This is a genomic window from Nocardia higoensis, assembly GCF_015477835.1.
Lineage (GTDB): Bacteria > Actinomycetota > Actinomycetes > Mycobacteriales > Mycobacteriaceae > Nocardia > Nocardia higoensis_A.
The window spans coordinates 86015-110055 of sequence record NZ_JADLQN010000006.1; the positions used below are offsets into that span (position 1 = coordinate 86015).

Consider the following 24041-nt stretch of genomic DNA (forward strand, 5'->3'; position numbering starts at 1 on the left):
TTCACCGCTACGGTCTCCGGCCCGCAAGGGCTACAGCAATGATTCGGCAACGGTTCCATACCGGTCCTCATCGGCGCGTCCGAGTCCCGTCATGATCGAAAGTCATGATCGAAAGACGCCTCCGCGTGAATCCCAGCCTCGCGTGAACCCAGCAGCCCGGCGGGTCGAAGGTCCGATCGGGCAGAGAGGTCAGGTGCGTGATGAGTTCTGTGCGTTCGTCCCACTGGACGGGTCGTCTCGCCGCCGTGGCGGGCCTCGCCGCCACGGCCGCCATGGCCACCGGGATCGCCGGCGGGGGTGTCTCCCGCGCCGAGCCGTTGTGGCCCGGCGGCCCCGACCTGCCCGGTGTGCCCGCCATCGTCCAGCCGCCGCCCGCCCCGTGTTCGGAGCTGGCCCGCGCGTGCCTGCGGCTGACAACCAACGAGGCATGGCTGATGGACGGCGGTCGCACCGTGTACGGCCCCACCCCGATCTCGCACGGCATGCCGGGCTACGAGACGCCACCCGGGGTCTTCTCGGTGGCGTTCAAGAAGCCGTTCCACTGGAGCACTATGCACAACGCGCCGATGGAGTACGCGATCTTCTTCAACGGGGACATCGCGTTCCACATCGGACCTGTCGACAAGCAGTCGCACGGCTGCGTCCGCATGACCCCGGAGGGCGCCCGGGCGTTCTTCGGCTACCTGTCGCCCGGTGACCGGGTGGAAGTGGTCGTGTAGCGCCCGGCGCGAGGCGCCGCGACGGCGGTGCTCAGATCGCCGTCGCGGTGGTCGGGACGAACTCGTAGCCGGGATTGGCGGTGTCGGTATTGGTGGGGTCGGGGCCGGGTCCGGGCGCCTGCGGCGCGACCGTCGGCAGCATCCGTGGGCTCGGCCGCAGCGGCGGCACCTCTCGCCAGTGCGGCGCGGCCGACTCCAGTGCGAGGCCGAGGGAGATGAGTTCGGCTTCCGCCCACGGCAGTCCGCCGATCTGGACGCCGAAAGGCATGCCCGTGACCGCCGATCGGCCCGCCGGCAGCGCGACGGCCGGTGCGCCTGTGTAATTGGCCCAGGCGACCGGAACCCGATCGGCGTCCAGCAGCGACATCGCGGCCGCCTCGGCGCGTTCGAGTCCGTCGTTGGCCGCGCCGGGCACCACGATCGCGGTGAGCCCGTGCTCGGCGAACATCCGGTTGTAGGCGTGCTGGTATTCCGTGCGCGCCCGGATGAAGTCCAGATACTCGGAGTCGGGTGCGGCCAGCGCGGCCAGGCCCATCCCGACCACTGGCACACTGCTGGGGCGCAACTCGGCCACCCGGTCGGCCCACTGCCGGTGGTAGGTTCCCAGCTCCACGGCGCCGCCGTTGGCCAGTGCCTCGGACTCCTCCGGGAGCCGCACCTCGCGCAGTTCACCACCGAGTTCGGTGATCACGCGCAGGAATTCCTCGAAAAGTCGTCCCAGTTCGGCGGGCAGGTCGACGGACACGACGCCGAACACTGTGCCCGCCAGCGGCTTCCCGCCCGCAGGCGGCAGGATCGGATAGAGCGATTCGGCGGGCGGCGCGGCCGCGGTCACCGGGTCGTGCTGGTCCGGGCCCGCCATGAACGACAACAGCAGCGCCGTGTCCGCCAGGCTGCGGCCCATCGGCGCGGGATGGTCCCTGGTCCACATCACCGGGATCACCCCGTACCTGCTGCACCGCCCGAAAGTCGGCTTGACGGCGCTGATTCCGCAGCGCGAGGCGGGCAGCCTCGCCGAGCCTCCGGTGTCGGTGCCCAGTGCCAGCGGCGCGAACCGGGCGGCGAGCACGGCCGCGCTGCCGCCGGAGGAGCCGCCTACCGTGTCGTCGATATTCCACGGGTTGCCGACCTGCGGTGTCGCGGTCAACAGCGCGAATTCGTCGAGGCGGGCGTGGCCGATCAGCACCGCGCCGTTCTCGCGCAACCGTCGCCAGACCGTCGAATCACCCGAGGCGACATTGCCCTCGAGGATGCGGCTGGAGGCGGTGAGCGGCATCCCGGCCACCGCGTACAGGTCCTTCACGCCGATCGGCAGCCCGCACAACAGCGGCGCGTTCCCGGCGGCCAGCCGCGCTGCCGCGGCGTCGGCGTGCTCCCGCGCGAGTTCGGGATAGACGTGTCTCCAGGAATTGACGGCGCCGTCGTAGGCGGCGCTGCGCCGCAAACAGGCGTCGAGCAATTCGCCGGGATGCAGTGCGCGAGCCTGCAACAAGCCGACTGCCTCCACCGCGGACAACAACGCCGGGTCGGTCGCCGATACTGTGCCCGGATCGGGTAGTGCCGGCGACCGTCGCGGTGCGGCCCAGCTCGAGGCGGCGCCGGTCAGCGTGGCGGCGCCGACGGCGGCGCCCGTGCTCACTGTGCGAAGGAACGAACGACGCGACAACGACGGTGACACATTTCCCCCTGGTCTCCGATGGCGAGTGTGTTCCGGCCTCCGGACGAGCGCAGAACCGGAAAGGATACATCCTCGAAACGCTGAAACCTATTGCAGAGTAGTGCTTTTGGTGTACTTCCCCGCATCGGCGCGGCCGCTCGCCGCTGTGAGCGGATCCGCCCTCGGCAGCGTGGAGCACCTCCCGGCACGTCGCCGGGGCACGGTGGGTGCATGGCTCACGACGACAAGACTCCGCTGTTCGACTGGCGGGCCAGAGCGCAGTTGCTCGGCCGCCGCATCCTGGTCCTCGACGGTCCCCTCGACGACGACAACGGCACACTGCTGGCGACCCAGTTGCTCACCCTGGCCGCCGACAACGACACCGCGCCCATCGCGCTGTGGATCCATTCGCCCGGCGGTTCGGTGCCCGCCATGCTGGCCATCCGTGACGTGATGCGGCTGGTGCCCTGCGAGGTGTCCACCCTCGCCCTCGGGCTGGCATGCAGCGCCGGACAATTCCTGCTCTCGGCGGGTACGCCGGGCAGGCGGTATGCCCTGCCACACGCGCGGATCCTCATGCACCAGGGATCGGCGGGGATCGGCGGGACCGCTGTCGATGTGGAGGTGCAGGCCAGCGACCTGCGCCACACTGTCGAGACGGTGCTCGGCCTGATCGCCGCCGACACCGGGCAGCCCTACGAGCGGATCTACGAGGATTCCCTCCACGACCGCTGGTTCACCGCCCCGCAGGCCGCCGAATACGGTTTCGTCGACCACATCGTCGACGACTTCGATCAGATCGTGTCGTTCCGTCGTCGAGCGGGGCTTGCGATATGAGCACCTACACCATCCCCAATGTCATCGCCGCGCATCCGCGCGGTGGCGAGCGGATCACCGACATCTATTCGCATCTGCTCGCCGAACGGATCATCTATCTGGGAACGCCGATCGACTCCGGTGTCGCCAACGCGTTGATCGCGCAGCTCCTGCACCTGGAATCGGAGAACCAGGACCGCGAGATCGAGTTCTACATCAACTGCGAGGGCGGCGACCTGCCGTCGATGCTGGCGGTCTACGACACGATCCAGCACATCGGCGCCCCTGTGCACACCACTTGCGTGGGTCAGGCTATCGCAGTGGGGGCGGTGCTGCTCGCCGGTGGCGCGCCCGGGCACCGCGCCATCCTGCCACACGCGCGCGTGGTGTTGCACCAGCCCGCCGCCCGCGGACAGGGCCCGATTCCCGATCTGATCCTGCAGGCCGACGAGCTGGTCCGGATGCGCTCGGAGATCGAGAACATCCTGTCCCGGCACACCGGTCAGCCGGTGGAACGGCTGCGCGAGGACACCGACCGCGACCGTGTCTTCACCGCGCGGGCGGCGCTGGACTACGGGCTGGTCGACACCGTGCTCAGCCCACGCGGCTGAGGCCCGCGACCCCCGCGAAACGGCCGCTCGCGGGGGCGAGTCCCGATGCCGGGGCGAGAAACGGCGCCTCCGCGAGGGTGTGCGGCGTGGGAGTGCGCACCTCGCTCGGCAACGTGCTGGGGAAACCGAATTCCGGCCGCGCGCAGCACGACGCGGGGCCACCGGTGCGGCGGGCTGGGGCCGGGCGTCGGCGGTGGGCGCGCAGGTCGTCGGCGATCCGCACGGTGAGCCCGATCAGCGTGATGCCGAGCGCGCCCGCGACCGCCGCGATCATCTCGCTGGAGGGTTCTTTGCGGCCGCGTTCCACCTCGGAGAGGTACTGCGGTGAAATGCCTGCGCGCCGGGCGATCTCCACCAGTGTCTCGCGCTGTTCCAGGCGCAGGGCGCGCAGGCGTTCGCCGAGCACCTCCCGCCACAGCGGCTCCGGGGCGGGAGCGGGCCGCCGGTCCTCGCGCCCGCCGGGGATCGAGTGCAGTCTCGGATGCTCGGTCATGGTCCTCAGGCTACGAGCCGCCGGGATCCGGGGTCGGCCGATTCCGCTGTGGGCGGATGACTTCGGCGTGGCCGCGGTGCCGCGCCGGGACGAGCGCGCATGATGGGGCAGTGGCCGAGAACCGGAACGAACCCCACCTGACCGCTGAGCCCGACCTCAAACCACGCAGCCGCGATGTCACCGACGGTCTGGAGAAGACCGCGGCGCGCGGCATGTTGCGCGCGGTCGGGATGGGCGACGACGACTGGGAGAAGCCGCAGATCGGCGTCGCCTCCTCGTGGAACGAGATCACCCCGTGCAATCTGTCGCTGGAGCGGCTGGCCCGCGGCAGCAAGGACGGCGTGTTCGCCGCGGGCGGGTTCCCCATGCAGTTCGGCACCATCTCGGTCTCCGACGGCATCTCGATGGGCCACGAGGGCATGCACTTCTCGCTGGTCTCGCGGGAGGTGATCGCCGACAGCGTGGAGACCGTGGTGCAGGCCGAGCGCCTGGACGGCACGGTGCTGCTGGCAGGCTGCGACAAATCGCTGCCCGGCATGTTGATGGCCGCGGCCCGGCTGGACCTGGCCTCGGTCTTCCTCTACGCGGGTTCGATCCTGCCCGGCATCGCCAAACTCTCCGACGGCAGCGAGCGTGAGGTCACCATCATCGACGCCTTCGAGGCCGTCGGCGCCTGTGCGCGCGGGCTGATGAGCCGCGCCGACGTCGATGCCATCGAACGCGCCATCTGCCCCGGCGAGGGGGCGTGCGGCGGTATGTACACCGCCAACACCATGGCCAGTGCGGCCGAGGCGCTCGGGATGTCCCTGCCGGGCAGTGCCGCGCCACCGGCCACCGATCGCCGCCGCGACGGTTACGCCCGCCGCAGCGGCCTGGCCGTGGTCGAGCTGATCCGGCGCGGCATCACCGCTCGCGACATCCTCACCAAAGAGGCCTTCGAGAACGCGATCGCGGTGGTGATGGCCTTCGGTGGCTCCACCAACGCGGTGCTGCACCTGCTGGCCATCGCGCACGAGGCGGAGGTGGACCTCGCACTGGCCGATTTCGCGCGGGTGGGCCGCCGCGTCCCGCATCTCGCCGACGTCAAGCCGTTCGGCGCGCACGTGATGACCGATATCGACCGCATCGGCGGCGTGCCGGTGATGATGAAGACCCTGCTCGACGCGGGATTGCTGCACGGGGACTGCCTGACCGTCACCGGCGCGACGGTCGCGGAGAATCTCGCCGAGATCGACCCGCCCGACCCGGACGGCACCGTGGTCCGTGTGCTCAGCAGGCCCATCCACCCGACCGGCGGCATCACCATCCTGTCCGGCTCGCTGGCCCCCGGCGGCGCGGTGGTCAAGTCGGCGGGCTTCGACTCCGAGGTGTTCACCGGCACCGCGCGGGTCTTCGATGGCGAACGCGCCGCGATGGACGCGCTCGAGAACGGCGTCATCACCGCCGGGGACGTGGTGGTCATCCGCTACGAGGGGCCCAAGGGCGGGCCGGGGATGCGCGAGATGCTGGCCATCACCGCCGCGATCAAGGGGGCGGCACTGGGCAAGGACGTGCTGCTGCTGACCGACGGCCGCTTCTCCGGCGGCACCACCGGCCTCTGTGTCGGGCACGTCGCCCCCGAGGCCGTCGACGGCGGTCCGATCGCCTTCGTCCGCGACGGCGACAGCATCCGTCTCGACGTGGCCGCGGGCACCCTGGACCTGCTCGTCGATCCCGCCGAACTCACCGGCCGCGCGCAGGGCTGGCACCCGCTGCCGCCTCGCTACACCCGCGGTGTACTGGCGAAATACGTCAAACTCGTGGGCTCGGCATCGCGCGGTGCGGTCTGCGATTGAGCGCGAGGTCGATCACTCGCGCGACGGCCGGTGCAGTAGCTTGAAACGCGGAAATCACCGCCCTGTCGACGAAGAGAGTTGATCATGCCGACCTCCACGGAGCCGACCACGACCGCGCGCGCACAGATCGGTGTCACCGGCCTGGCCGTCATGGGCAGCAATATCGCCCGCAACTTCGCCCGGCACGGCTACACGGTGGCGCTGCACAACCGTTCGGTCGCCAAGACCGACGCGCTGCTGGCCGAGCACGGCGGCGACGGGGATTTCGTGCGCACCGAGACCATCGAGGAGTTCGTGGCGGCGCTGGAGCGGCCGCGGCGGGTGCTGATCATGGTGAAGGCGGGCGAGGCAACCGACGCGGTCATCGAGGAACTGGCCGCGGCGATGGAGCCCGGCGACATCATCATCGACGGCGGCAACGCCCTCTACACCGACACCATCCGCCGCGAGGCCGCCATGCGCGAGCGCGGCCTGAACTTCGTGGGGGCGGGCATCTCCGGCGGTGAGGAGGGCGCGCTCAACGGGCCCGCCATCATGCCGGGCGGTCCCGCCGAGTCCTACGAATCGCTGGGCCCGTTGCTGGAATCGGTGGCCGCGAAGGTCGACGGCATCCCCTGCTGCACCCACATCGGCCCGGACGGCTCCGGCCACTTCGTGAAGATGGTGCACAACGGCATCGAGTACGCCGACATGCAGCTCATCGGCGAGGCCTACCACCTGTTCCGCGAGGCGCTCGGTTTCGACGCCAAGCAGATCGCCGACGTGTTCACCCAGTGGAACAGCGGCGATCTGGAGAGCTACCTGGTGGAGATCACCGCCGAGGTGCTGAACCAGGTCGACGCCACGACCGGCCGCCCGCTGGTCGACGTCATCGTCGACGCGGCCGAGCAGAAGGGCACGGGCCGCTGGACGGTCAAGTCCGCGTTGGATCTCGGCGTGCCGGTGACCGGTATCGCCGAAGCCGTGTTCGCTCGCGCGCTGTCGGGTTCGCGGGCCCAGCGCAAGGCCGCCGCCGGCCTGGCCGCGGGCGCCCTGGCCGACAAGCCCACCGATGTCGAGCAGTTCACCGAGGACATCCGCCGCGCGCTCTACGCCTCCAAGGTCGTGGCCTACGCGCAGGGCTTCGATCAGATCGCCGCGGGCAGCGCCGAATACGGCTGGAACCTGAAGCCCGGTGATCTGGCGACCATCTGGCGCGGCGGCTGCATCATCCGGGCCCGCTTCCTCAATCGGATCAAGGAGGCCTACGACAACGACCCGTCGCTGCCCAGCCTGATCCTGGACCCGTACTTCCGCGAGGCCATCGAGACCGGCATCGACAGCTGGCGTCGCGTGGTCGCCACCGCCGCCCTGCTCGGCATTCCGGTGCCCGCGTTCGGCTCCTCGCTGTCGTACTACGACGCGCTGCGCTCGCAGCGCCTGCCCGCCGCGCTGACCCAGGCCCAGCGCGACTTCTTCGGCGCCCACACCTACGAGCGCGTCGACGCCGAAGGCAAGTTCCACACCCTGTGGAGCGGCGACCGCTCCGAGATCCGGGCCTGATCCCACGAGCCCCGGTCCGAGGGGAACGACACCGAGAGGGCTGGACGATCGTCCGGCCCTCTCGCATGTGCGGCGCATCGTGCCCGGCTGCCCCCGGCTCGGCCGGGCACGGTTCAGATGACGGTGCCGACGTCGTGGGCGACCAGGTTGTCCAGCGCGTGCTCGGCGACCGCCGCGATCGTCATCGACGGGTTGCACGCCGCGGTATTGCCCGGCATGAGCGCGCCGTCGAGCACGTACAGGCCACGCTGGCCGAGGACGCGGCCGTCGCCGTCGCAGACCGTGCCCATGCAGGCGCCGCCGAGCGGATGCCAGGTGGACGGGAACACGGCGTTGGTGTCGATCAGCGTCGTGTCGGGTCCGGCGATACGGTGCGCTATCGGGCCGATGCGATTGTCCTGGATGACCGAGTCACCGTCGGCGGGCCAGTACAGCCTGGCCTCGCCCGCCGCCGCGTCGTAGTCGAACCGGCCTCGCCCGCGGCTGACGCCGTAGCCGACCATCATGGTGCTCTGCGGGTCGAGTTGCAGGGGCGGGATGGACGCCTGGATCAGCGTGCACGCGGCCTGCGGGTCCTCCCAGTTCTTGCTGCCGTAGACGACCGGACCGCCTTGGGCCATACCGAAATGCGCACCGGGGTTGTGCCAGACGTAGATGCGGTCGGCATTGGTGCCCCAGCCTTCGCCGAGCGCGTCGGGCAGATCCGGGATGCGCCCGGTCGCCTGTGCGCGCACCAGCAGCTTCGTGGTGTTGACCGAACCGGCCGCCATGATCAGCGTGCCCGCGGTGATGATCTTCTGTTCCAGCACCGTGCCGGTGGTGTCGAGGCGGTTGACGTAGACCGTCCAGCGCCCGTCGGCGGCCCGCTCGACGTCGGACACCTCGTGCAGCGTCTGCACGGTGACCAGGCCGGTCGCCTCGGCGGCGGCGATGTAGGTGACGTCGACGGAGTTCTTGCCGCCGTTGTTCACCCCCATCGCGCCGTCGCCGTTGGTGTAGGAGGGCTTCATCTCCCCGCGCAGCTCGGCCAGCGCGAAATTCCAGTCGATCGGCATGGGGATCTTGTCGAGCGGCAGACCGGCCTGGCGCACGTTCTCGGCGAAGACCCTGGCCGAGAGATAGTTCGGGTGTGCGATGAGTTCGTCGGGTGCTACCGCGAGCCCCAGCATGCGGGCCACCCGCGGGTAGTGCACCCGGTCGAGCACGCCCCAGTCGAGTTCGGCGGGGAAGTGCGCGTCGAACACCTCTTCGGTGGGCTGCAGCGACATCCCCTGGTACACCAGCGATCCGCCGCCGACGCCGGAGGCGCACAGCACGGTCATGTTGGTTCCCGGCACCGCCTCGATGAGGCCGGTGTAGGGCTCGAACAGCAACGGCGTGCCGAACAGGTTCGGGCTCGAGCGGTACCACAGCAGCCGCTTGTCCGGCGCGGAAGCGCGCGGGAAGGTCTCGGCGTTCGGGCCGGTCGGCCAGCGCAGGCCGCGTTCGAGCACGGTCACCGGCACGCCCGCCTGGGCCAGGCGCAGCGCGCTCACCCCGCCGCCGAAACCGGATCCCACCACGACGACACGATGCTCTTCGAAACTCACCGGGATCTGATTGCCGCGAGCGGCGACGGCGTGCCGTCCGTTGGCATTCCAAGACCCCGCGGCCATTACACCTGCTGCGGCTGCTCCGGTCAGCACGGAGCGGCGCGTGATTACCGACATGACACCCTTTTGTGAAAGTAGAGAGACCGGACAACGCTGTCCGGTCCACGGCGAGTCTGCCGTCTACGTCACACCGGCGTCAACCTTTCCGAGCTGTTGTGTCCGATTCGCCGGGCTCTCGGCCGCTTCAGGTCAGCGCGCGAAGTCTGCCGCGCAACCAGCCGATGACCGTCTCGCCGCCGGCGACCCGATAGTAGGGATAGCTCTGGTGCGCACCGGAGGACAGGAAATTGTCGATCTGACGCTTGCGCTGCTCGTAGGCGGAGTTGTTCAGCTGGTCGTGCAGCAGGCCGAGACCGCCCGCGTTGACCACGTCGGCCAGCAGATCGCCCGCGGGCAGTTGGTAGAACTGGCTCGGATCCGAAGCCTGGGCGAACAGTCCGGCGATCCGCGCGGCGAAATCGCCGTCCGGGGTGGCGCAGTAGAGATCCTCCGGGACACAGAAGGTGTAGGCGACCGGGCTGAGCCAGCCGAAGCCGCCCAGCCGCGGCCCGCCCGCGCCCGCACCCGGGACGGCCGGGCCGATCAGCTGGTCGGTGGGGGAGCGGCGCGGGTCGGCGACCAGACCCACCAGCCCGACCCGGTCCGGCGGCACGACGCCGAGCCCGGTACCGATCTCGGCCGCGAGGTCGCCCGCCGCATCCGCGCCCTGGCTGTAACCGAGCAGCGCGAAACGTGTACCCGCGCATTGCCTGGCGACGTCGGCGACCAGTCCGCGCGCGCCATCGGTGGCCTCACGCTTGGACCGGCCGTAGACCTCGCCCTCCCAGGGGAAGGCGGTCGCCGCGTAGGTGACGTAGTCGACCCGGACATTGCCGGGCAGACCGTCGGCGGCGCCCGCGAGGATGCCTTTGCCCGGTTCCGCGTGGGAGGTTTCCCAGGTGCCCGGTACGACCACGACATGGAGGTCGGGGCAGGAGCCCGGGGCGGCGCCGACGGCCCCCGCACTCATCGGCAACACGGCAGCAACCATGGCGAGTGTGCAGACCGTTGCGTTCGTCCATCGAGAAAGCGTCCATCGAGAGAGCATCGTCGTACTCCGTCTCTGCACTGCCGGGCGAGCGCCCGGATGGTGAACGGCGTCCCGCGACCAGGACGCCGGTGTCGGCCGAACCCTGACGAAATAGTAACTGCCAGGCCGATAAGCTGCTCGCTCTATGGCACTCAATGCGACTGTTCACAGCTTCACCGTCGGACTCGCCGACCTCGACCGTGGCGTCTATGACGATCTGGAGCTGCGCGTCGCCCGCCACCCTTCGGAGACGGCGGAATTCATGCTCACCCGGCTGCTGGCCTACTGTCTGGAATACACCGAGGGCATCAGCTTCAGCGACGGCGGCGTCTCCTCCGCCGACCAGCCCGCCGTGCTCGCCCGCGACGCCACCGGCGCGCTGACCGCCTGGATCGAGGTCGGCGCGCCCGACGCCGAGCGGGTGCACCGCGGCAGCAAATCCGCTGAGCGCGTGGCCATCTACACCCACCGGGACCCGGTCAAGGTACTCGCCCAGTACCACGGCAAGCGCATCCATCGCGCCGAGCGGATCCCGCTGTACAGCGTCGATCGCGCGTTCGTCGATGCCGCGGTGGCCGTGGTCGAACGCCGCAATACCGCCACCCTGTCGGTCACCGAGGGCACGCTCTATCTGGAGATCAACGGAGCGGCGTTCGAGACGGTGGTGCACGAGCACCGGTTGGGTTAGCTCGGCAGTTGCGGTGCGGTGTCCATCGGTCGCCGTCCACGTCGCTACGTGGTGCTCAGTTGTCGCAATGCGCGCTGCGCGTGCGTGGTGCTCAGGTGTGCCGTGCGCAGTGCGCTCAGTTGTCGCGGTGCGCGGTGTTCAGTTGTCGCGGTGCGCGACGGCGGCGAGCGCGAACGCGATGTCCACCGCGACCGAGGCCAGCCGGTCGCGTTCGACGGTCAGCCGCCCGTCGGTCCAGTCCAGGTACAGCGCCACCAACGCCCCGTTCAGCGCGGTCGCCTGGATCGCGAGGGTGGCGTCGTCGGCGGGCACCAGCGCGCCCGCCTCCGCGCCGAGCAGCGGCACCAGCGCGCGGATGAACGAGGGCATTCGCGCGGCGCTGTGCTCGTGCAGGGTGTCGTCGCCGAGCGGCTCGCGCAACAGGATCCTGGCCCGGCGCGCGTCCTCCTCGAAGAACTGCGCGCACAGGTCGACGACCGCGCGCGCGCCCGCCCGCAGGTCCCCGGTGGGTGGCAGCTTCTGGATGCGTGTCATCAGGTCGGCCTCGACCTGGTCGTAGACCGCGCGCAGCAGCGCTTCCCGGCTGTGGAAACTCTCGTAGAAGTAGCGCGGACTCAGGTTCGCCTGCCGTGTCACTGCCCGCATGGTCACCGCGGACGCACCGGCGGTGCCCAAGATCTCGGTGGCGACCGCGAGCAACTGCTCACGCCGGTCGGCACTGCGATCGTCCATGGTCTGGCCGCGCCAGAGTCTCGGTGAACTCATCGACTCATCCTCGCACTCCGCCTCGGCCCCACCGCGTCGGACCGCCCGCCGCAGACAGTGACGGACGGTCCGACGCGGGTGGCAGGCTCGGTGGGAGTCAGCGCTTCAGGCGATCGTCGGATTTCAGGTAGTTGATCGACAGATCACGGCGGGCGATGCCCGGTTCGCTCTCGTTCACCGAGCGCAGTGCGTCCAATACGCCCACGCCGGTGAGGTGATCGCCCGGGTGCAGCCCGTCGGTGAACCGGAATTCCACCGTCGCCGTCCCGGAGGCGGAGTCGGTCGTGGTGGCAAGACGGTAGCGCAACGGCACGCTGTCGGGTTCGGCCCGCGTCCAGATCGAGTGGTAGCCGACCTGGGCGCCGAGATCGCGATGCACGCTCACCCGCTCGACCTGGCCCGCGTCACCGATCTCGATATCCACGGCGGTGGCGACGTTCTCGGCGGCGCCCGCGCCCGCGAACACCGCTTCGTCGAGGACGTGCAGTCCGGCCTCGTAGTATCCCGTGACCGCCCGGACCGCCGCGATCGCCGCTTCGCTGTCGGTCGCCCCCAGGCCGGTGCCCGCGAGCGAATCCCACGGGTACACCCCGGAATCGGGGAACCGGACTTCCTCGATCAGCTCCACCCGCCGGATGTCTCGCGTGACCTCGGCCAGCGTCCGCGCCATCCGGATCGCCACCGCCGACTGGAACCCGGCGCTCGCGTGGAAGGTCGACGAGCCGGCCCGGCAGGCGTCGAGGATGTCGGCTTCCGGCAGACGCTCGTCCAGCGGGAGCGAGGTCACCACGTCGTAGCCGGCGCGCAGCAGATGCGGCACCGCCGTTGTCGCGGCCGCCGGCTCCTCGGCCCCGGGCAGGTAGATCACGCACTCGGTTCCGGTGGGCGGCTGCTCGGTTCCGGCCGTGCGGGCGACGAGGGTGAGATCGGCCCTGGCCTCGACCCGGTCGGCCATCCGGTCGGCGAGCGGACCTTCGCCGTGGACGGTGACGCGGATGCGATGGGTGCTCATGCGTTCTCCAGGCGGTAGCGGGGGGCCAGATCCGGGGTCACCACACCGGGCGCGGCCGCGCACAGGTCGGGGACGACGGCGAGCATGGCGTTGACCGAGATATCGGTGACCGCCGACCATTCCCCACCGGCGTTCTCGTCGTCGAGTTCGTTGCGCATCTCGATGGTTCCGGGACTGCCGTCCAGGGTGATCACGTGCCCGCCCGCGCTGCTGCGCGGATGGTCCGGCCCGAGATGGGCGTTACCCGGCCCGACGTGCCAGCACTCTTCGTTGGTCATGAACAGTCTGTCGCCGATGTAGCCGCGGTAGGTCATGTGGATCGCGCCGACACTGCCCGGCTCGATCACCGTGCCACCGGCTTTCACCCGCGTGCGGGCGGGCACCGGATAGACGTGCCGTTCCACACGCACCTGATCGGCGCTCGCCCCGAACAGCGTGTGCGCGACATTGGCGAGTACCGCGTCGAAGTAGAAGTGCTGCATCAGCGCGATGGCGTGGTCGGAGTCGACCTGGTCGAGGTCGGTGCCGAAGCCGAGACTGGCCAGCCCGCCCCACATGCCGTCCGGTGCGGGGGAGAGGTCGCCGACCTCGAGGAAGCGCACCTGATCGACCTGGTCGAGCAGCCCGGCCAGCCGCAGCAGCAGTTGTTCGACCATCAGGCCCGGATGCAGGCCGGTGCCGTGCAGTGACACCCCGCCTTTCAGGCAGGCCTGCTGCAACCGTGCGCCGGTCGCGCGCCGCGGGATCGCCTTGTCCACGACCGCGCCCGCCAGCTTGTCGAGCATCGGCCGGACCGGAGCCGCGGGCGCGGAGTCGATCGCCTTCATGGCCAGCCGCAATCCGGACAGCGCGCCCTTGAGCTGCGCGCCGAAGGCGTCGCCGGTGACCCGCATGGCCGAGACCGTGCGCAGCACCGACAGCGGCGACTGCGAGGCCGACAGCCAGGTCGGCATGGCCGGATTGTGGTACGAGGCCGCCGAGACCACGTTCTTGCCCGACTCGAGCAGGTCGATCACATCGGCGTCGGCGCCCTGCACCAGCGCGGGCGTGGTCGGTGTGTGCACGACGACATCGGCGTTCAGCGCCAGGATGTCCGCCTTGGAGGTCGTGGCCGTGATCCCGACCGGCGGCAGACCGACCAGCTCCCCGATGTCCTTGCCGTGCTTGTGCGGACTGAACACCTTGACTCCGACGACGTCGAAGTCGGGCGATTGCAGGGCGGTGCGCAGCGCGCGCCCGCCCATGTCGCCGGGGCCCCAGATGATGAGCCGATAAGGACGTGCCACGTAACGCCTCCTTGCTGTTGGACGCATGTCTAACACGACTTCGCCTCTGGCGGGCGGAGTTTCGGTGAGGCGTACCAGTTTCCTAGCGGGACGCGGAATCGCCTGCGATCGCCTCGGACTGTGCGATGATCGCCGAGCCCATCCACCGGCGCAGGTAGCGGCGCAGCTCGTCGGCCTCGCGCGGCGGCGAGCCGGGGGAGACGAAGAACGACTGCATGGTGCGCAGGATGTATTCGACGAGTTCGGGCAGCGACTCGTCGTCGTAGCCGTACCGCTCCCAGTCGACGTCGAAACGCCGGATCATGGTGAGCCCGAAGGCTTTCGCCTCCGGCGAGGTGATGCCGTCGCTGTGCACGCTCGAATGCGCGCCGGTCAGCAGCAATCCCAGATGCGGAATGCGCCTGACCTCGGTGAGGGTGAACACCACGCCCTCGGTCATCGCCTCGACCGGTTCGTCCAGCCCGGCGACATGCGCGGCCAGGCGGTCGAGGAACCCGGCCACCGAGGCGAGGGCGGCGGCTTTCATCAGGGCGTCGGCGCTGGGGAAGTAGCGGTAGACGGTCTGGCGGATGACGCCGAGCGATTCGGCCACGTCGGCGATGCTGATCTCCGAGCCGGTGCGCGCGATCAGTTCGACGGCGGTGTCCACGATGCGGCGCGCGGCCTCCTCGTCGTTGTCCGGTGGCTGTCCGCCCCACCCGCGTCGTCGTGCCACCGGCTCGCTTCCCGACTCGAAATTTGTCCGAAAATGATGCTCTGATCAGGGGTTCGACGCTATCACAGGGCTCTGCGGCGCGGCCGTGACGGATCCTTTCGTCGAAAGTGATCATACATAACTTGTTCTATTTGTATGATGGTCCGCACAGTGGCGCCGCTGTCCCCGCGTGCGCCTGGCAACCGACGAGGTGGGCAACGTGACCGATCTGGTAGTCCGGAAGATGAATTTCGCGTTCGAGGACCACGAAGTGCCGTTCCTGTGGAATCCGCAGAACCCGGCCTTCTCGAGCATGGCCAACGCCGTGTCGTTCCTGGCCATCGGCTTCGAGAAAATGATCGTGAACATGATCCTGCAGGCCAAGCCGGTGATCACCGATGCGGAGGTCGCCGAGGAGGCCGAAGCGTTCATGCGTCAGGAAGGCCAGCACTCCACCGCGCACCGCCAGCACGTCAAGGGCCTCATCCGGCACTATCCCGGGCTGCAGGAGACCCTCGACGAGGTGATCGGCGCCTTCGATCAGCTCACCCGCGACACCTCGCTGGAATACCGGCTGGCCTACACCGCCGATCTGGAGGCCACCTTCACCCCGGTCTTCAAACTGATGCTCGACAACGAGGCCGCGCTCTTCCGCCCCGGCGACGACCGGGTCGCCTCGCTGTTCATCTGGCACTTCGTCGAGGAGGTCGAGCACCGCAGCTCGGCGCTGATCATCTTCGACTCGGTGGTCGGCAGCGATCTCTACCGGATGCGTCAGGCGCCGTCGATCTTCAAGCACGTGCTCGATGTCATCAAGATCGCCTCCGAGGGCTTCAACAAGCACGTCCCGCTCGCGGAGCGCAAGGTCGACGCGATGGCCATGTTCGCCAGATATCGGCGGGCGCAGAAATTGCGCAGGTGGATCCCGGGGCTGGAGCCCGCGAACAACGGGCCGATGCTGCGCGCCTTCGACGATCTGCCGCTGCGTGAGCAGCTGGTCGCGCTCGGCGGCGTGGTGCGCTCGCAGATGCCCAGACACAATCCGGCGCACGAGAAGCTGCCCGCGCTGGCCGACGAGTGGTTCAAACGGTACGACGCCGGTTACGACGTGCAGCGCTGGTACACCGCCGACGCGGCGATCTCCTGAGCGGGGGCAGGCAGATCATGGAACACTGTTCACCCACCTTCTCCCGGCTCGCCGAGGAACTCGGCTTCTCCTGCGCGGAGATGGGCGGGCTCGTCGAGTTCCGCAGTCCCTTCGCGCTGGAGAACTGGACACTTCCGGTTCTGGAGCTGACCATCATCGTCGGCGCGGTCCTCGCGCTGGTCCTGGCGGTGGTCCGACTGCGCCGCCACGGCGACCCCACCAACCTGGTGCTGTGGTTCGGCGCGACCGCCTACCTGTTCATCATCGAACCGCCGCTGTACTTCCCGGCCGCGTTCGGCATCGAGGAACACGTCGACACCATGTTCGCGCACAACGTGTTCACGGTGGACTTCCTGTGGGGCAGGCTGCCGCTCTACATCGTCGCCATCTATCCGTTCCTGGCGACGATCGCCTTCGAACTGGTCCGCACGCTGGGCATCTTCCGCCGCTACGGCGTGTTGGTCGGCGCGGCGTGCGTCGGCTTCGTGCACCACTGCTTCTACGAGATCTTCGATCATCTCGGCCCGCAGCTGCGCTGGTGGGAATGGTCCACCACCAACCCGATCAACCAGCCGATGTTCGATTCGGTGCCGCTGCCCAGCGTGGTGGTGTTCGCCGCGCTGTGGCCGATGTCGCTGGCGCTGTGCGTGCAGTACTTCGTGGGCAGGCACGTCGATCGCGGCCGTGAGTTCACCGGGCTCGAATTGGTATGGCGCACGGTGGTGATCGGCGTGCTCGCCTCGATCGGCACCTTCCTGCTGCCGTTGCCCGCCACGGTCCTCGGCATCGCGGGCACACCCGTGCGCGGCACGGTCTACGCGCTGGAACTGCTCGCCGTGGTGGTGGTCGCGGTCTGGGCGCTGGGCAGCCGATGGCGGCAGCTGCGGAGAGAACCCGAGCAGGCGCCGGGCTACGTGAACGAATTCGCCCGCTGGTACGGCGTGGTCTACCTGGGCGTCATGGCGCTGCTCTGGGCCACCGCGCTGCCGGACTTCTTCGCCGCGGTGGACGGCGTGACCGGCGACGGCGATCCGATCGGCAACCTCTGGTACACGCTGGCCTGCTTCGCCCTGTCGATCCTCGTGCTGGTCGCGGCCTTCACCGTGCCGACAGCCGGGACGAAGGAGCAGGCGGGCGAGCGGGAACCGGCGCCGCAGTCGGCCTGACGATTCGCCGGAGCCGGAGCCGGAGCCGGAGCCGGAGCCGCGGCCGCTGTGCGGGGCCGCGGCTTCGCTCGTTCGCGCGCCTGCGCCGGGTCGAGCGCGCCTCGCGCCGCCGTCTTCGTGAAGTCAATCGTCTTGTGGGGCAACCACTTCAGCGTCGATTGCGTGCGATACTCTCGCTCGGATCTCGTGCACCCGGCGGTAGGGCGGCCCGGTGCGGCAGCGTCGTACACCGAATCGAGGCACGTGAATGAACCACAAGCTCTGGTTGCTCGGACGGTCGGTGACGGTTGGCGCGCGGATGCTGGGTGAGGCGCTCACCCGGCCCGAGGCGCGCACCATCGACGACGTGCCGGTGTCGGGGCAGACCATCACCCCGGAATGGCTGACCGCTGTGCTGTGCCGGCACACGCCGGGCGCGCGGGCCGAGTCGTTCGAGACCGTCGGCGGCAGCGTCGGCACCTCCACCCGGGTGGCGATCCGGGTCGGCTACAACGACGTCGGTGAGCGGGCCGGACTGCCGAAGGAGCTGTTCGCCAAGACCACCACGGCGTTCTCCCAGCGCATCCTGCTCGGCGGCGGGAAGATGATCGACGGCGAGACCAGGTTCTTCCGCGACTTCCGCCCCCTGGTCGATATGGAGGCGCCGATCGGCTACTGGGGCGCCGCCGATGCGGGCTCGTGGCGCTCGATCGCCCTCATGGAGGACATCGCCGCCACCAGGGGCGCGCAGTTCATCGAGCCCAACGCCAGGATCGGCCGCGACCAGATCGAAGACCTGGTACGCAATCTGGCCCGCCTGCACCGCACGTTCTGGGAGCACCCCGCCATCACCGAGCTCAAGACGACCACGGAAGCGCTGCAGGCCTATCTGGCCGCGATCGACATGAAGAAGCGCTGCGCGGTGGGACTGGTCCGTGCCGCGGAGGTGGTGCCCGAGCGCCTGCACGGCCGTAGCGAACGCCTCTGGGCCGGGGTGTCGGCCGCCGTCGACAAGGCCACCGGCGAACTTCCGCACACGCTGCTGCACGGTGATCCGCATATCGGTCAGACCTACCGCACCGCGGCGGGCCGGATGGGGTACGTGGACTGGCAGGTGGTGATGCGCGGTGGCTGGGCCCACGATTTCGCCTACACCGTCAACTCCGGGTGCGAGCCCGAGGATCGTCGCGCCTGGGATGCCGACCTGCTCCGCGCCTATCTCGACGAGCTGGGCGGTCTCGACGGGGCGGCCCCTTCCTTCGACGACGCCTGGACGGCCTACCGGCAGCAGTCGATGTTCGCCTACGCCGCATGGGCTTTCACCATCGGACGTGCCTTCTACCAGCCGAGGATGCAGTCCGAACAGACCTGCCTGACCCTGCTGCGGCGGATCACCACCGCCATCGACGACCACGACTCCCTCGGCGCGCTCGGCGTGTGATTCCATCGCGAAACGTTCCATTCGAACGGTTTTCGGGTGTTCGCGTGGCCGCGGCGCCGGAGCGGCTATACGATTCGACGGGTTCTCCCGGTGTGTGCGTGAAGTGACCGCCGGGACAGTGTGTTTCGGCGGGTTGGCGGTGAAATAGCCGCCCGTCGGTGTGTTTTCGGCAGTGCAGTTCGTCGGTGGACGGGTCATGCCGCCATCGGGCACAGCGTGGTGCCACACCCGTAGTACACGAGAACGAAGTCTGGAGTTCTTCCATTGAGTACGCCCCAGTCCCGGGTGCAGGCCCCGACGTGCCCAGTCGCGCACGGCTCGCCCTTCGCTTCCGACGAGGTCGCGATTCCGCTCTACACCGAGGAATTCGCGGCCGATCCGCACCGGTACTACCGGCAGATGCGCGCCCGCTACGGCTCGCTGGCCCCGGTGGAGCTGGCGCCGGGTGTCCCGGCCACCCTGGTGGTCGGCTACGCGACAGCGTTGCGCGTGCTCAACGATCCCGATCACTTCCCGGCCGACCCCCGCACCTGGCAGCGCAACATCCCGGCCGACTGCCCGATCCTGCCGCTGATGGCGTGGCGACCGATGGCCAGCCGCTGCGCGGGCCCGGAGTTCGAGCGCTACCGACAGGCGATCACCACGGGCCTCGAGCAGGTCGATCTGTATGCCATGCACGAGACGGTGGGCCGGATCGCGGTCCCGTTGATCAACACCTTCTGCCAGGACGGGCACGCGGATCTGATCCGGCAGTACGTCTTCCCGCTGGTGTTCGCCGCCCTCAACGAGATGCTCGGCTGCCCGCCCGAGGTCGGCCAGAAGGTCGCGGCGGGCACCTCGGCGCTGCTCGAGGGGGTGGAGGCGGAGAAGGGCAATCAGATGCTCACCGAGGCGTTGCAGCAGTTGGTGATCCTCAAGCGCGCCGATCCCCGCCACGACGTCACCACGGCGCTGCTGCGTCATCCCGCGGGCCTCGACGATCAGGAAGCCGCCACCCACGTCTCGCAGGTCTACGGCAGCGGCATCGAGTTCGAGTTGAACCTGATCGCCAACACCCTGTTGCTGATCTTCACCGACCACCGCTTCGGCGACAGCGTGCTCGGCGGCAACCTCAGTTCGCGCGACGCCCTCGACGAAGTGCTGTTCAACGACCCGCCGGTGGCGAACATGCTGATCACCTATCCTCGTCAGCCGATGCTCATCGACGACGTCTGGCTACCCGCGCACCAGCCCGTGGTCATCTCCATGGCCGCCTGCAACAACGATCCCGCCGTCCACTCGGGCGACCTCACCGGCAACCGTTCCCATCTGGCCTGGGGCATCGGCCCGCACGCCTGCCCGGCCCAGGCGCTGGCCCATCTCATCGCCCAGGACGCCATCGACCAACTGCTCGACGCGCTGCCGGAGATCCGCGTCGCGTTGCCCGACGGCGGTCCGATCTGGCGATCCGGTCCTTTCCACCGGGCGCTGGCCGAACTGCCGGTGACCTTTCCGCCGATGGCGCCGCTGGTCGTCTAGCCACTTTCCGGTACGGCCGAGGGGCGAGTCCGGACTGTCGGCGGGCGGCGCTACTCTGCCTGATCATGGTCAGCCCCGATACCGCCCTGCGTCGACTCCTGCGTGACACCGCAAAACTGCTCCAGCCCTACGGTTTTCACGGAAACGAGCCCACCTGGAAGCGGGTGGAGGACGCGGGTGTCGCCTCGGTCGGCCGGACCAGGGTGTCGCGGACGTGGACCGACGGTCAGCAGACGCTCGCCTTCGGGCTGACCTCGAGCGCGACACCGGCGGCATGGTGGGAGTACTGCCGCCGACGTGACGAAGCGCGGGGGCTCACCCCGGTCCCGCTGGCGGCGGCCACCGGTCCGGACCTCCTCGGCCCGCACCCGAAACCCGGCGAGCCGCCCGCGCCCTGGACGCTGCGGGTGGATCCGGATCAGCCGGGCGGGCACGCGCTGCAGGCCGATATCGAGGCGATTCGCGACGAACTCCCCCGCCGGGTCCACGCCTACGCGCGGCGGGCGGTGCAGTTGCTCGAGCCCGGTCGCTATCTCGAGGAACTGCTGGCGCTGCCCGATCCGGTGCTACGGACCCGGGAGGCGATCGTCGTGCTCTCGGCCGAGGGCGGGCCGGGACCCCGGCTCGACGAGGCGATCGAGCGATTCCGGGAGTGCGCTGCCCGCGACGGCGCGGCGGACCGTGTCGACGAGGTCGTCGAATACGCAAAAGACCGCAGTTCCCGGGCGCCGGACCTGGTCGGCTGACCGGCGCCCAGCTCACCAGGTGTCCGGCCACCTCTCCGCCGCCAGGCGATCCGGCGGCATCGTCGCGGCCACCGGATTCCGATGGTTGCGCGCGCGTCGATCGCCTGCACGGGTCACCGGCCGCCGCCTCGGCCTCGTCTGCGGCCGTGCGCGCTGCTCCCGCGACTCCGGTGTGGTCTCAGGCGACCTCCGCGCGCAGAGCAGCAACTACCCGAGGAAGGGGCCGTCGCCGGTTGGGAGAGTCTGCCCGCGCACGCCAGCCGCGAGAAGGCGATGGGCCTCCTCGGCGCCGTTCAAGGCGCGACTGGTGCGGCGACGGACCTTCCAGCCCTTGCCGGTCCGCTCGAAGAGCCAGTGATGGGCCGTGGCGCGGGCGACGAGGAAGTCGCCGTCGCGGTGCAGGACGAGCAGCGAGTAGCTGGCCGCTGCGGCGGTGTCACCGTCCACGGTGGCGTGCACGGGGCCCTGGAAGTGGGTGCAGCCGTGGCGGATGAGGCTCTGGTGGGCGGTGGAGCGAACCATCGCGGTGATCTCGTTGCGGCCGGACATGTAGAGGCCGTCGACGTCGTAGACTCCCTCGTCGATCCACAGCTCGGCCACGTCTTCGGCCCGGCCGTCGTCGACGAGCGGGCCGTAAGCGCTGACCAGGCGCTGGATCTCGCGTTCGTCCTCCAGCAGACGCAGGCGCGCTTCGAGTGCGGCCAGGCGCTCGTCCATCGTCACTCCTTCTCGGGGCGTTCCAGTGGTGTGCCGGACCAGCGCGGCGCGAGATCGGCCAAGGCGCTGAGCTGTGCGCAGTAGTGATCGGCGGAATCGGCCATGAGGGAGGCGTTCACGGTGGTGGCGCCCGCGGCTTTCGCGGCGGTGAGACGACGCTCGGCCGCGGCCGGGTCGCCGAGGGGATCGAGCGGGCCCGCGGACAGGACGACGTCGAAACCGGGTCGGCGGTCGACCTCGGCGAGCATGGCGGCGGCGTCGGTGTAGGACAGGGCGAAGGGGGTCCAGCCGTCGGCGAGCTCCACCGCGCGGCGCAGCGAGCGCTTGGTCCGGCCGCCGATCCACAGGGGCACACGGGGCTGGACGGCGTGCGGGTCGACCACCAGGCCACCGAAGTCGTAGTGCTCGCCGTGGTACTCGGGGGCGGCGCCGGAGAGCCCGGCGCGCAGGGCGCGCAGGGCGTCGTCGGCGCGCGGGCCCCGGCCTTCGAACGGCGCTCCGAGCAGGGCGAATTCCTCCTCGAGGGTGCCGACCCCCAGCCCGAGGGTCAGCCGGCCGCCGGAGACGACATCGAGGGTGCCGTAGCGCTTGGCGATGGCCAGCGGGTGGTGGTAGCCCAGGACCAGAACCTGGGTGACGAAGCGGATGCGAGTGGTGTGGGCGGCGAGATAGCCGAAGGTCGCCAACGGATCCCAGTAGGTGCCGCCGCGTTGTTCGGCGACGGACACCGGGACGGCGACGTGCTCGCTGCAGGTGAGATGAGCGAAGCCGAGGGCGTCGGCGTGGGCGGCGATGCGGGCCAGCGCGGCGATGCCCGCAGTGCGTTCCCACGCGGAGTGCGCGCCCGGCACGCGAGTGACCACCGGGGTGGCGATCCCGAGACGCATCGTTCAGCCTTTCGAGCCCGTGGCCGGAGTATGACGTGCCTGGAACAGTTTTCGCATCCGCTCGTGCGATGCCAGCAGCAATGGTGCGCGGTCGAGGCCGTTGCGTTTGGCGACCGCGTCGGCATTGCCACCCGCGATCCACAGCGGGCCGTCGGGCAGGTGCTCGAGGCCCTCCCTGGCGACGTCTGCGGGGTCGCCGACCCGCATGCCGGGCACGTCGAAGTTCAGGCCCGCGCGCTCCATGGCGGGCGTGCGGGTCACGCCGAGCACCAGTTCGAGCACATCCACTCCGTGCTCGCGCAACTCCAGCCACAGCGATTCGGCGAACAGTCTGCCGAAGGCTTTCACCCCGGCGTAGACGGTCTGGTGGTAGCCGCCGAGGAAACCGCTCATGGAGCCCACCAGCAGCAGACCGCCACGCCCCGCCGCGCGCATCCTGGCGCCGAAGTGGTGCACCAAGGCCAACTGGGCGGTGATGTTCAGGTCGATGACGGACCGGAACCGGGCGAGGTCGCCGAGGACGAATTCGCTGCCGTAGCTGTTGGCGCCGGCGTTGTAGATCAGCAGGCCGACGTCGATGTCGTCGGTGGCCGCGATGATGCCCGCGACAGCTGCCGGATCGGTGAGGTCGGCGGACAGGGTGCGGACCTCGACACCGGATTCGCGCGCCAAGGCGGCGGTCCGCTCGAGCGGACCGGGCTTGCGGGCGACGAGCACGAGATTCAGGCCCGCCTCGGCCAGTTGGGTGGCGAAAGCCGCGCCGACGCCCTCGGAACCACCGGCGATCACCGCCCACGGTCCGTAGCGTTTCAGGTCGGTCACCTGAGCCCTCCTCGTTCCGTGAAGCAACCAAGCATTTGCTTGATACAGTAACCCCACTAGACAGACGACGCGATACCTGGAACTCGACGCGACCATCCGTGGCGAGCGGCGGTGCTGTCCCCGGCTGGGCGCGACCAGTCGGCCCTGGCCCGAAAGTTGCGACTCGCCGACCTGAACAGCGCCTGCGGTCGTTGAAGTGATCTCGGTCTCGGTAGGGTGAGCCCATGGCAGTTGGGCTCGGCATGAGGATTGCCCGGCTGCGGGCGCTGATCGACCATCCGAACACCGGCGACGGTGAACGCGCCGCGGCGCAACGGATGCTCGACCGCATTCTGGTCAAATCCGGCGCGGAAGCGCGCCGGACGGTCGCCGGACGGGTGTACGGCGCGCGCTTCGCCCGCGCCGGCAGGCACGCCGACCTGGAACGCATCGTCGAGATGATCCGCGAGGACATCGTCTTCGCGCGGACCCTCTCGGCATCGGAGTCGCCGACCGAACTGGCGCTGGTCAATCCCATCCGGGACGCCCCCTCCGACATCTACTACAACGTCCAGGCCCCGTTCTACGGGCGGATCGTGATCACCCTGGAGAACGTGCCCCGCGAATGGGGCTGGGTCGTCGACGACTGGGGCTTGGAGTGCGTCAGCCCGAAGTTGCAGGCCCTGGCCGACGAACTCGCCGAAATCCTCGACGCCTACAACTACGGCGGCACCGACGTGGGCAAGCGCTTCTTCGGCAATGTGAAGGTCGGGGACGTCACGCTGGTCTGGTAGCAGGTC

At 69.6% G+C, this 24041-nt stretch carries 23 protein-coding genes; 12 read left to right on the forward strand and 11 right to left on the reverse strand.

Translation table 11 applies throughout. The features are described 5' to 3' along the window. Positions 1–200 precede the first annotated feature (200 nt). Positions 201–719: a L,D-transpeptidase gene (locus IU449_RS24360; RefSeq protein WP_195004485.1), complete on the forward strand. Its 519-nt coding sequence runs from the start codon at positions 201–203 to the stop codon at positions 717–719. Positions 720–750: 31 nt separating this feature from the next. On the opposite strand, the gene IU449_RS24365 is transcribed toward IU449_RS24360, so the two are convergent. Further along, entirely contained in the window at positions 751–2385 is a 1635-nt protein-coding gene (locus IU449_RS24365) for an amidase (protein ID WP_228805686.1), read from the reverse strand. Positions 2386–2607: 222 nt separating this feature from the next. Between IU449_RS24365 and IU449_RS24370 the strand changes: the two genes are divergently transcribed. Further along, a complete protein-coding gene (locus tag IU449_RS24370) occupies positions 2608–3213 on the forward strand; it encodes a ClpP family protease (protein ID WP_195004487.1) in 606 nt (201 codons plus the stop codon). Next, positions 3210–3803 (forward strand): ClpP family protease, encoded by a 594-nt coding sequence (locus IU449_RS24375; protein ID WP_195004488.1) that lies wholly within the window; start codon positions 3210–3212, stop codon positions 3801–3803. Before IU449_RS24370 ends, IU449_RS24375 begins: the two co-directional genes overlap by 4 nt. Here IU449_RS24375 and IU449_RS29900 read toward each other — a convergent pair. Then, positions 3787–4296, reverse strand: a complete 510-nt coding sequence (locus IU449_RS29900) for a helix-turn-helix domain-containing protein (RefSeq protein ID WP_195004489.1) — start codon at positions 4294–4296, stop codon at positions 3787–3789. The genes IU449_RS24375 and IU449_RS29900 overlap by 17 nt on opposite strands. A 110-nt stretch (positions 4297–4406) precedes the next feature. Here IU449_RS29900 and ilvD point away from each other — a divergent pair, with 110 nt between their 5' ends. Beyond that, positions 4407–6131: a dihydroxy-acid dehydratase gene (gene ilvD / locus IU449_RS24385; protein WP_324188418.1), complete on the forward strand. Its 1725-nt coding sequence runs from the start codon at positions 4407–4409 to the stop codon at positions 6129–6131. 84 nt (positions 6132–6215) lie between these two features. Further along, positions 6216–7673: an NADP-dependent phosphogluconate dehydrogenase gene (gndA, locus tag IU449_RS24390; RefSeq protein ID WP_195004490.1), complete on the forward strand. Its 1458-nt coding sequence runs from the start codon at positions 6216–6218 to the stop codon at positions 7671–7673. 113 nt (positions 7674–7786) lie between these two features. Here the strand turns inward: gndA and IU449_RS24395 are convergent, their stop codons facing one another. Both IU449_RS24395 and IU449_RS24400 read right to left on the reverse strand, forming a co-directional pair. Further along, positions 7787–9382 (reverse strand): GMC oxidoreductase, encoded by a 1596-nt coding sequence (locus tag IU449_RS24395; RefSeq protein ID WP_195004491.1) that lies wholly within the window; start codon positions 9380–9382, stop codon positions 7787–7789. Between the two features lie 127 nt (positions 9383–9509). Beyond that, positions 9510–10334, reverse strand: coding sequence for a cutinase family protein (locus IU449_RS24400; protein ID WP_228805651.1), 825 nt, complete (start codon positions 10332–10334; stop codon positions 9510–9512). Positions 10335–10539: 205 nt separating this feature from the next. On the opposite strand from IU449_RS24400, the gene IU449_RS24405 reads away from it, so the two are divergent. Further along, a complete protein-coding gene (locus IU449_RS24405; protein WP_195004493.1) occupies positions 10540–11082 on the forward strand; it encodes a YaeQ family protein in 543 nt (180 codons plus the stop codon). A 138-nt stretch (positions 11083–11220) separates the two neighbouring features. Here IU449_RS24405 and IU449_RS24410 read toward each other — a convergent pair whose 3' ends face one another. From IU449_RS24410 to IU449_RS24425, 4 genes are all read right to left on the reverse strand, one after another. Then, on the reverse strand, positions 11221–11847 hold the full coding sequence (locus IU449_RS24410) for a TetR/AcrR family transcriptional regulator (protein WP_195004494.1): 627 nt from the start codon (positions 11845–11847) through the stop codon (positions 11221–11223). 97 nt (positions 11848–11944) lie between these two features. Continuing rightward, positions 11945–12859, reverse strand: a complete 915-nt coding sequence (locus tag IU449_RS24415) for a hypothetical protein (RefSeq protein WP_195004495.1) — start codon at positions 12857–12859, stop codon at positions 11945–11947. Beyond that, positions 12856–14145, reverse strand: coding sequence for a hypothetical protein (locus tag IU449_RS24420; RefSeq protein ID WP_195004496.1), 1290 nt, complete (start codon positions 14143–14145; stop codon positions 12856–12858). Before IU449_RS24420 ends, IU449_RS24415 begins: the two co-directional genes overlap by 4 nt. 82 nt (positions 14146–14227) lie before the next feature. After that, complete coding sequence (locus tag IU449_RS24425; RefSeq protein WP_195004497.1) at positions 14228–14860, reverse strand: TetR/AcrR family transcriptional regulator; 633 nt, start codon at positions 14858–14860, stop codon at positions 14228–14230. Positions 14861–15059: 199 nt separating this feature from the next. Here IU449_RS24425 and IU449_RS24430 point away from each other — a divergent pair, with 199 nt between their 5' ends. From IU449_RS24430 to IU449_RS24450, 5 genes are all read left to right on the forward strand, one after another. Continuing rightward, the gene (locus IU449_RS24430) at positions 15060–15986 is read left to right on the forward strand and encodes a metal-dependent hydrolase (RefSeq protein WP_195004498.1); all 927 of its coding nucleotides are present in this window, start codon (positions 15060–15062) and stop codon (positions 15984–15986) included. A 17-nt stretch (positions 15987–16003) separates the two neighbouring features. Continuing rightward, positions 16004–17152, forward strand: a complete 1149-nt coding sequence (locus IU449_RS24435) for a hypothetical protein (RefSeq protein ID WP_228805652.1) — start codon at positions 16004–16006, stop codon at positions 17150–17152. A 247-nt stretch (positions 17153–17399) separates the two neighbouring features. Continuing rightward, a complete protein-coding gene (locus tag IU449_RS24440; RefSeq protein ID WP_195004499.1) occupies positions 17400–18572 on the forward strand; it encodes an aminoglycoside phosphotransferase family protein in 1173 nt (390 codons plus the stop codon). Positions 18573–18836: 264 nt separating this feature from the next. Then, positions 18837–20090 (forward strand): cytochrome P450, encoded by a 1254-nt coding sequence (locus IU449_RS24445; RefSeq protein ID WP_195004500.1) that lies wholly within the window; start codon positions 18837–18839, stop codon positions 20088–20090. A gap of 65 nt (positions 20091–20155) precedes the next feature. Beyond that, complete coding sequence (locus IU449_RS24450) at positions 20156–20836, forward strand: hypothetical protein (protein WP_195004501.1); 681 nt, start codon at positions 20156–20158, stop codon at positions 20834–20836. A gap of 207 nt (positions 20837–21043) precedes the next feature. On the opposite strand, the gene IU449_RS24455 is transcribed toward IU449_RS24450, so the two are convergent. From IU449_RS24455 to IU449_RS24465, 3 genes are read right to left on the reverse strand one after another with little or no spacing between them, the layout of a single operon-like run. Further along, the gene (locus IU449_RS24455; protein ID WP_195004502.1) at positions 21044–21553 is read right to left on the reverse strand and encodes a nuclear transport factor 2 family protein; all 510 of its coding nucleotides are present in this window, start codon (positions 21551–21553) and stop codon (positions 21044–21046) included. 2 nt (positions 21554–21555) lie between these two features. Further along, positions 21556–22440, reverse strand: coding sequence for a TIGR03619 family F420-dependent LLM class oxidoreductase (locus tag IU449_RS24460; RefSeq protein ID WP_195004503.1), 885 nt, complete (start codon positions 22438–22440; stop codon positions 21556–21558). Between the two features lie 3 nt (positions 22441–22443). Beyond that, entirely contained in the window at positions 22444–23262 is an 819-nt protein-coding gene (locus IU449_RS24465; protein WP_324188419.1) for an SDR family NAD(P)-dependent oxidoreductase, read from the reverse strand. Between the two features lie 224 nt (positions 23263–23486). Between IU449_RS24465 and IU449_RS24470 the strand changes: the two genes are divergently transcribed. Beyond that, positions 23487–24035: a hypothetical protein gene (locus tag IU449_RS24470; RefSeq protein WP_195004505.1), complete on the forward strand. Its 549-nt coding sequence runs from the start codon at positions 23487–23489 to the stop codon at positions 24033–24035. The last annotated feature ends 6 nt before the right edge of the window (positions 24036–24041 follow it).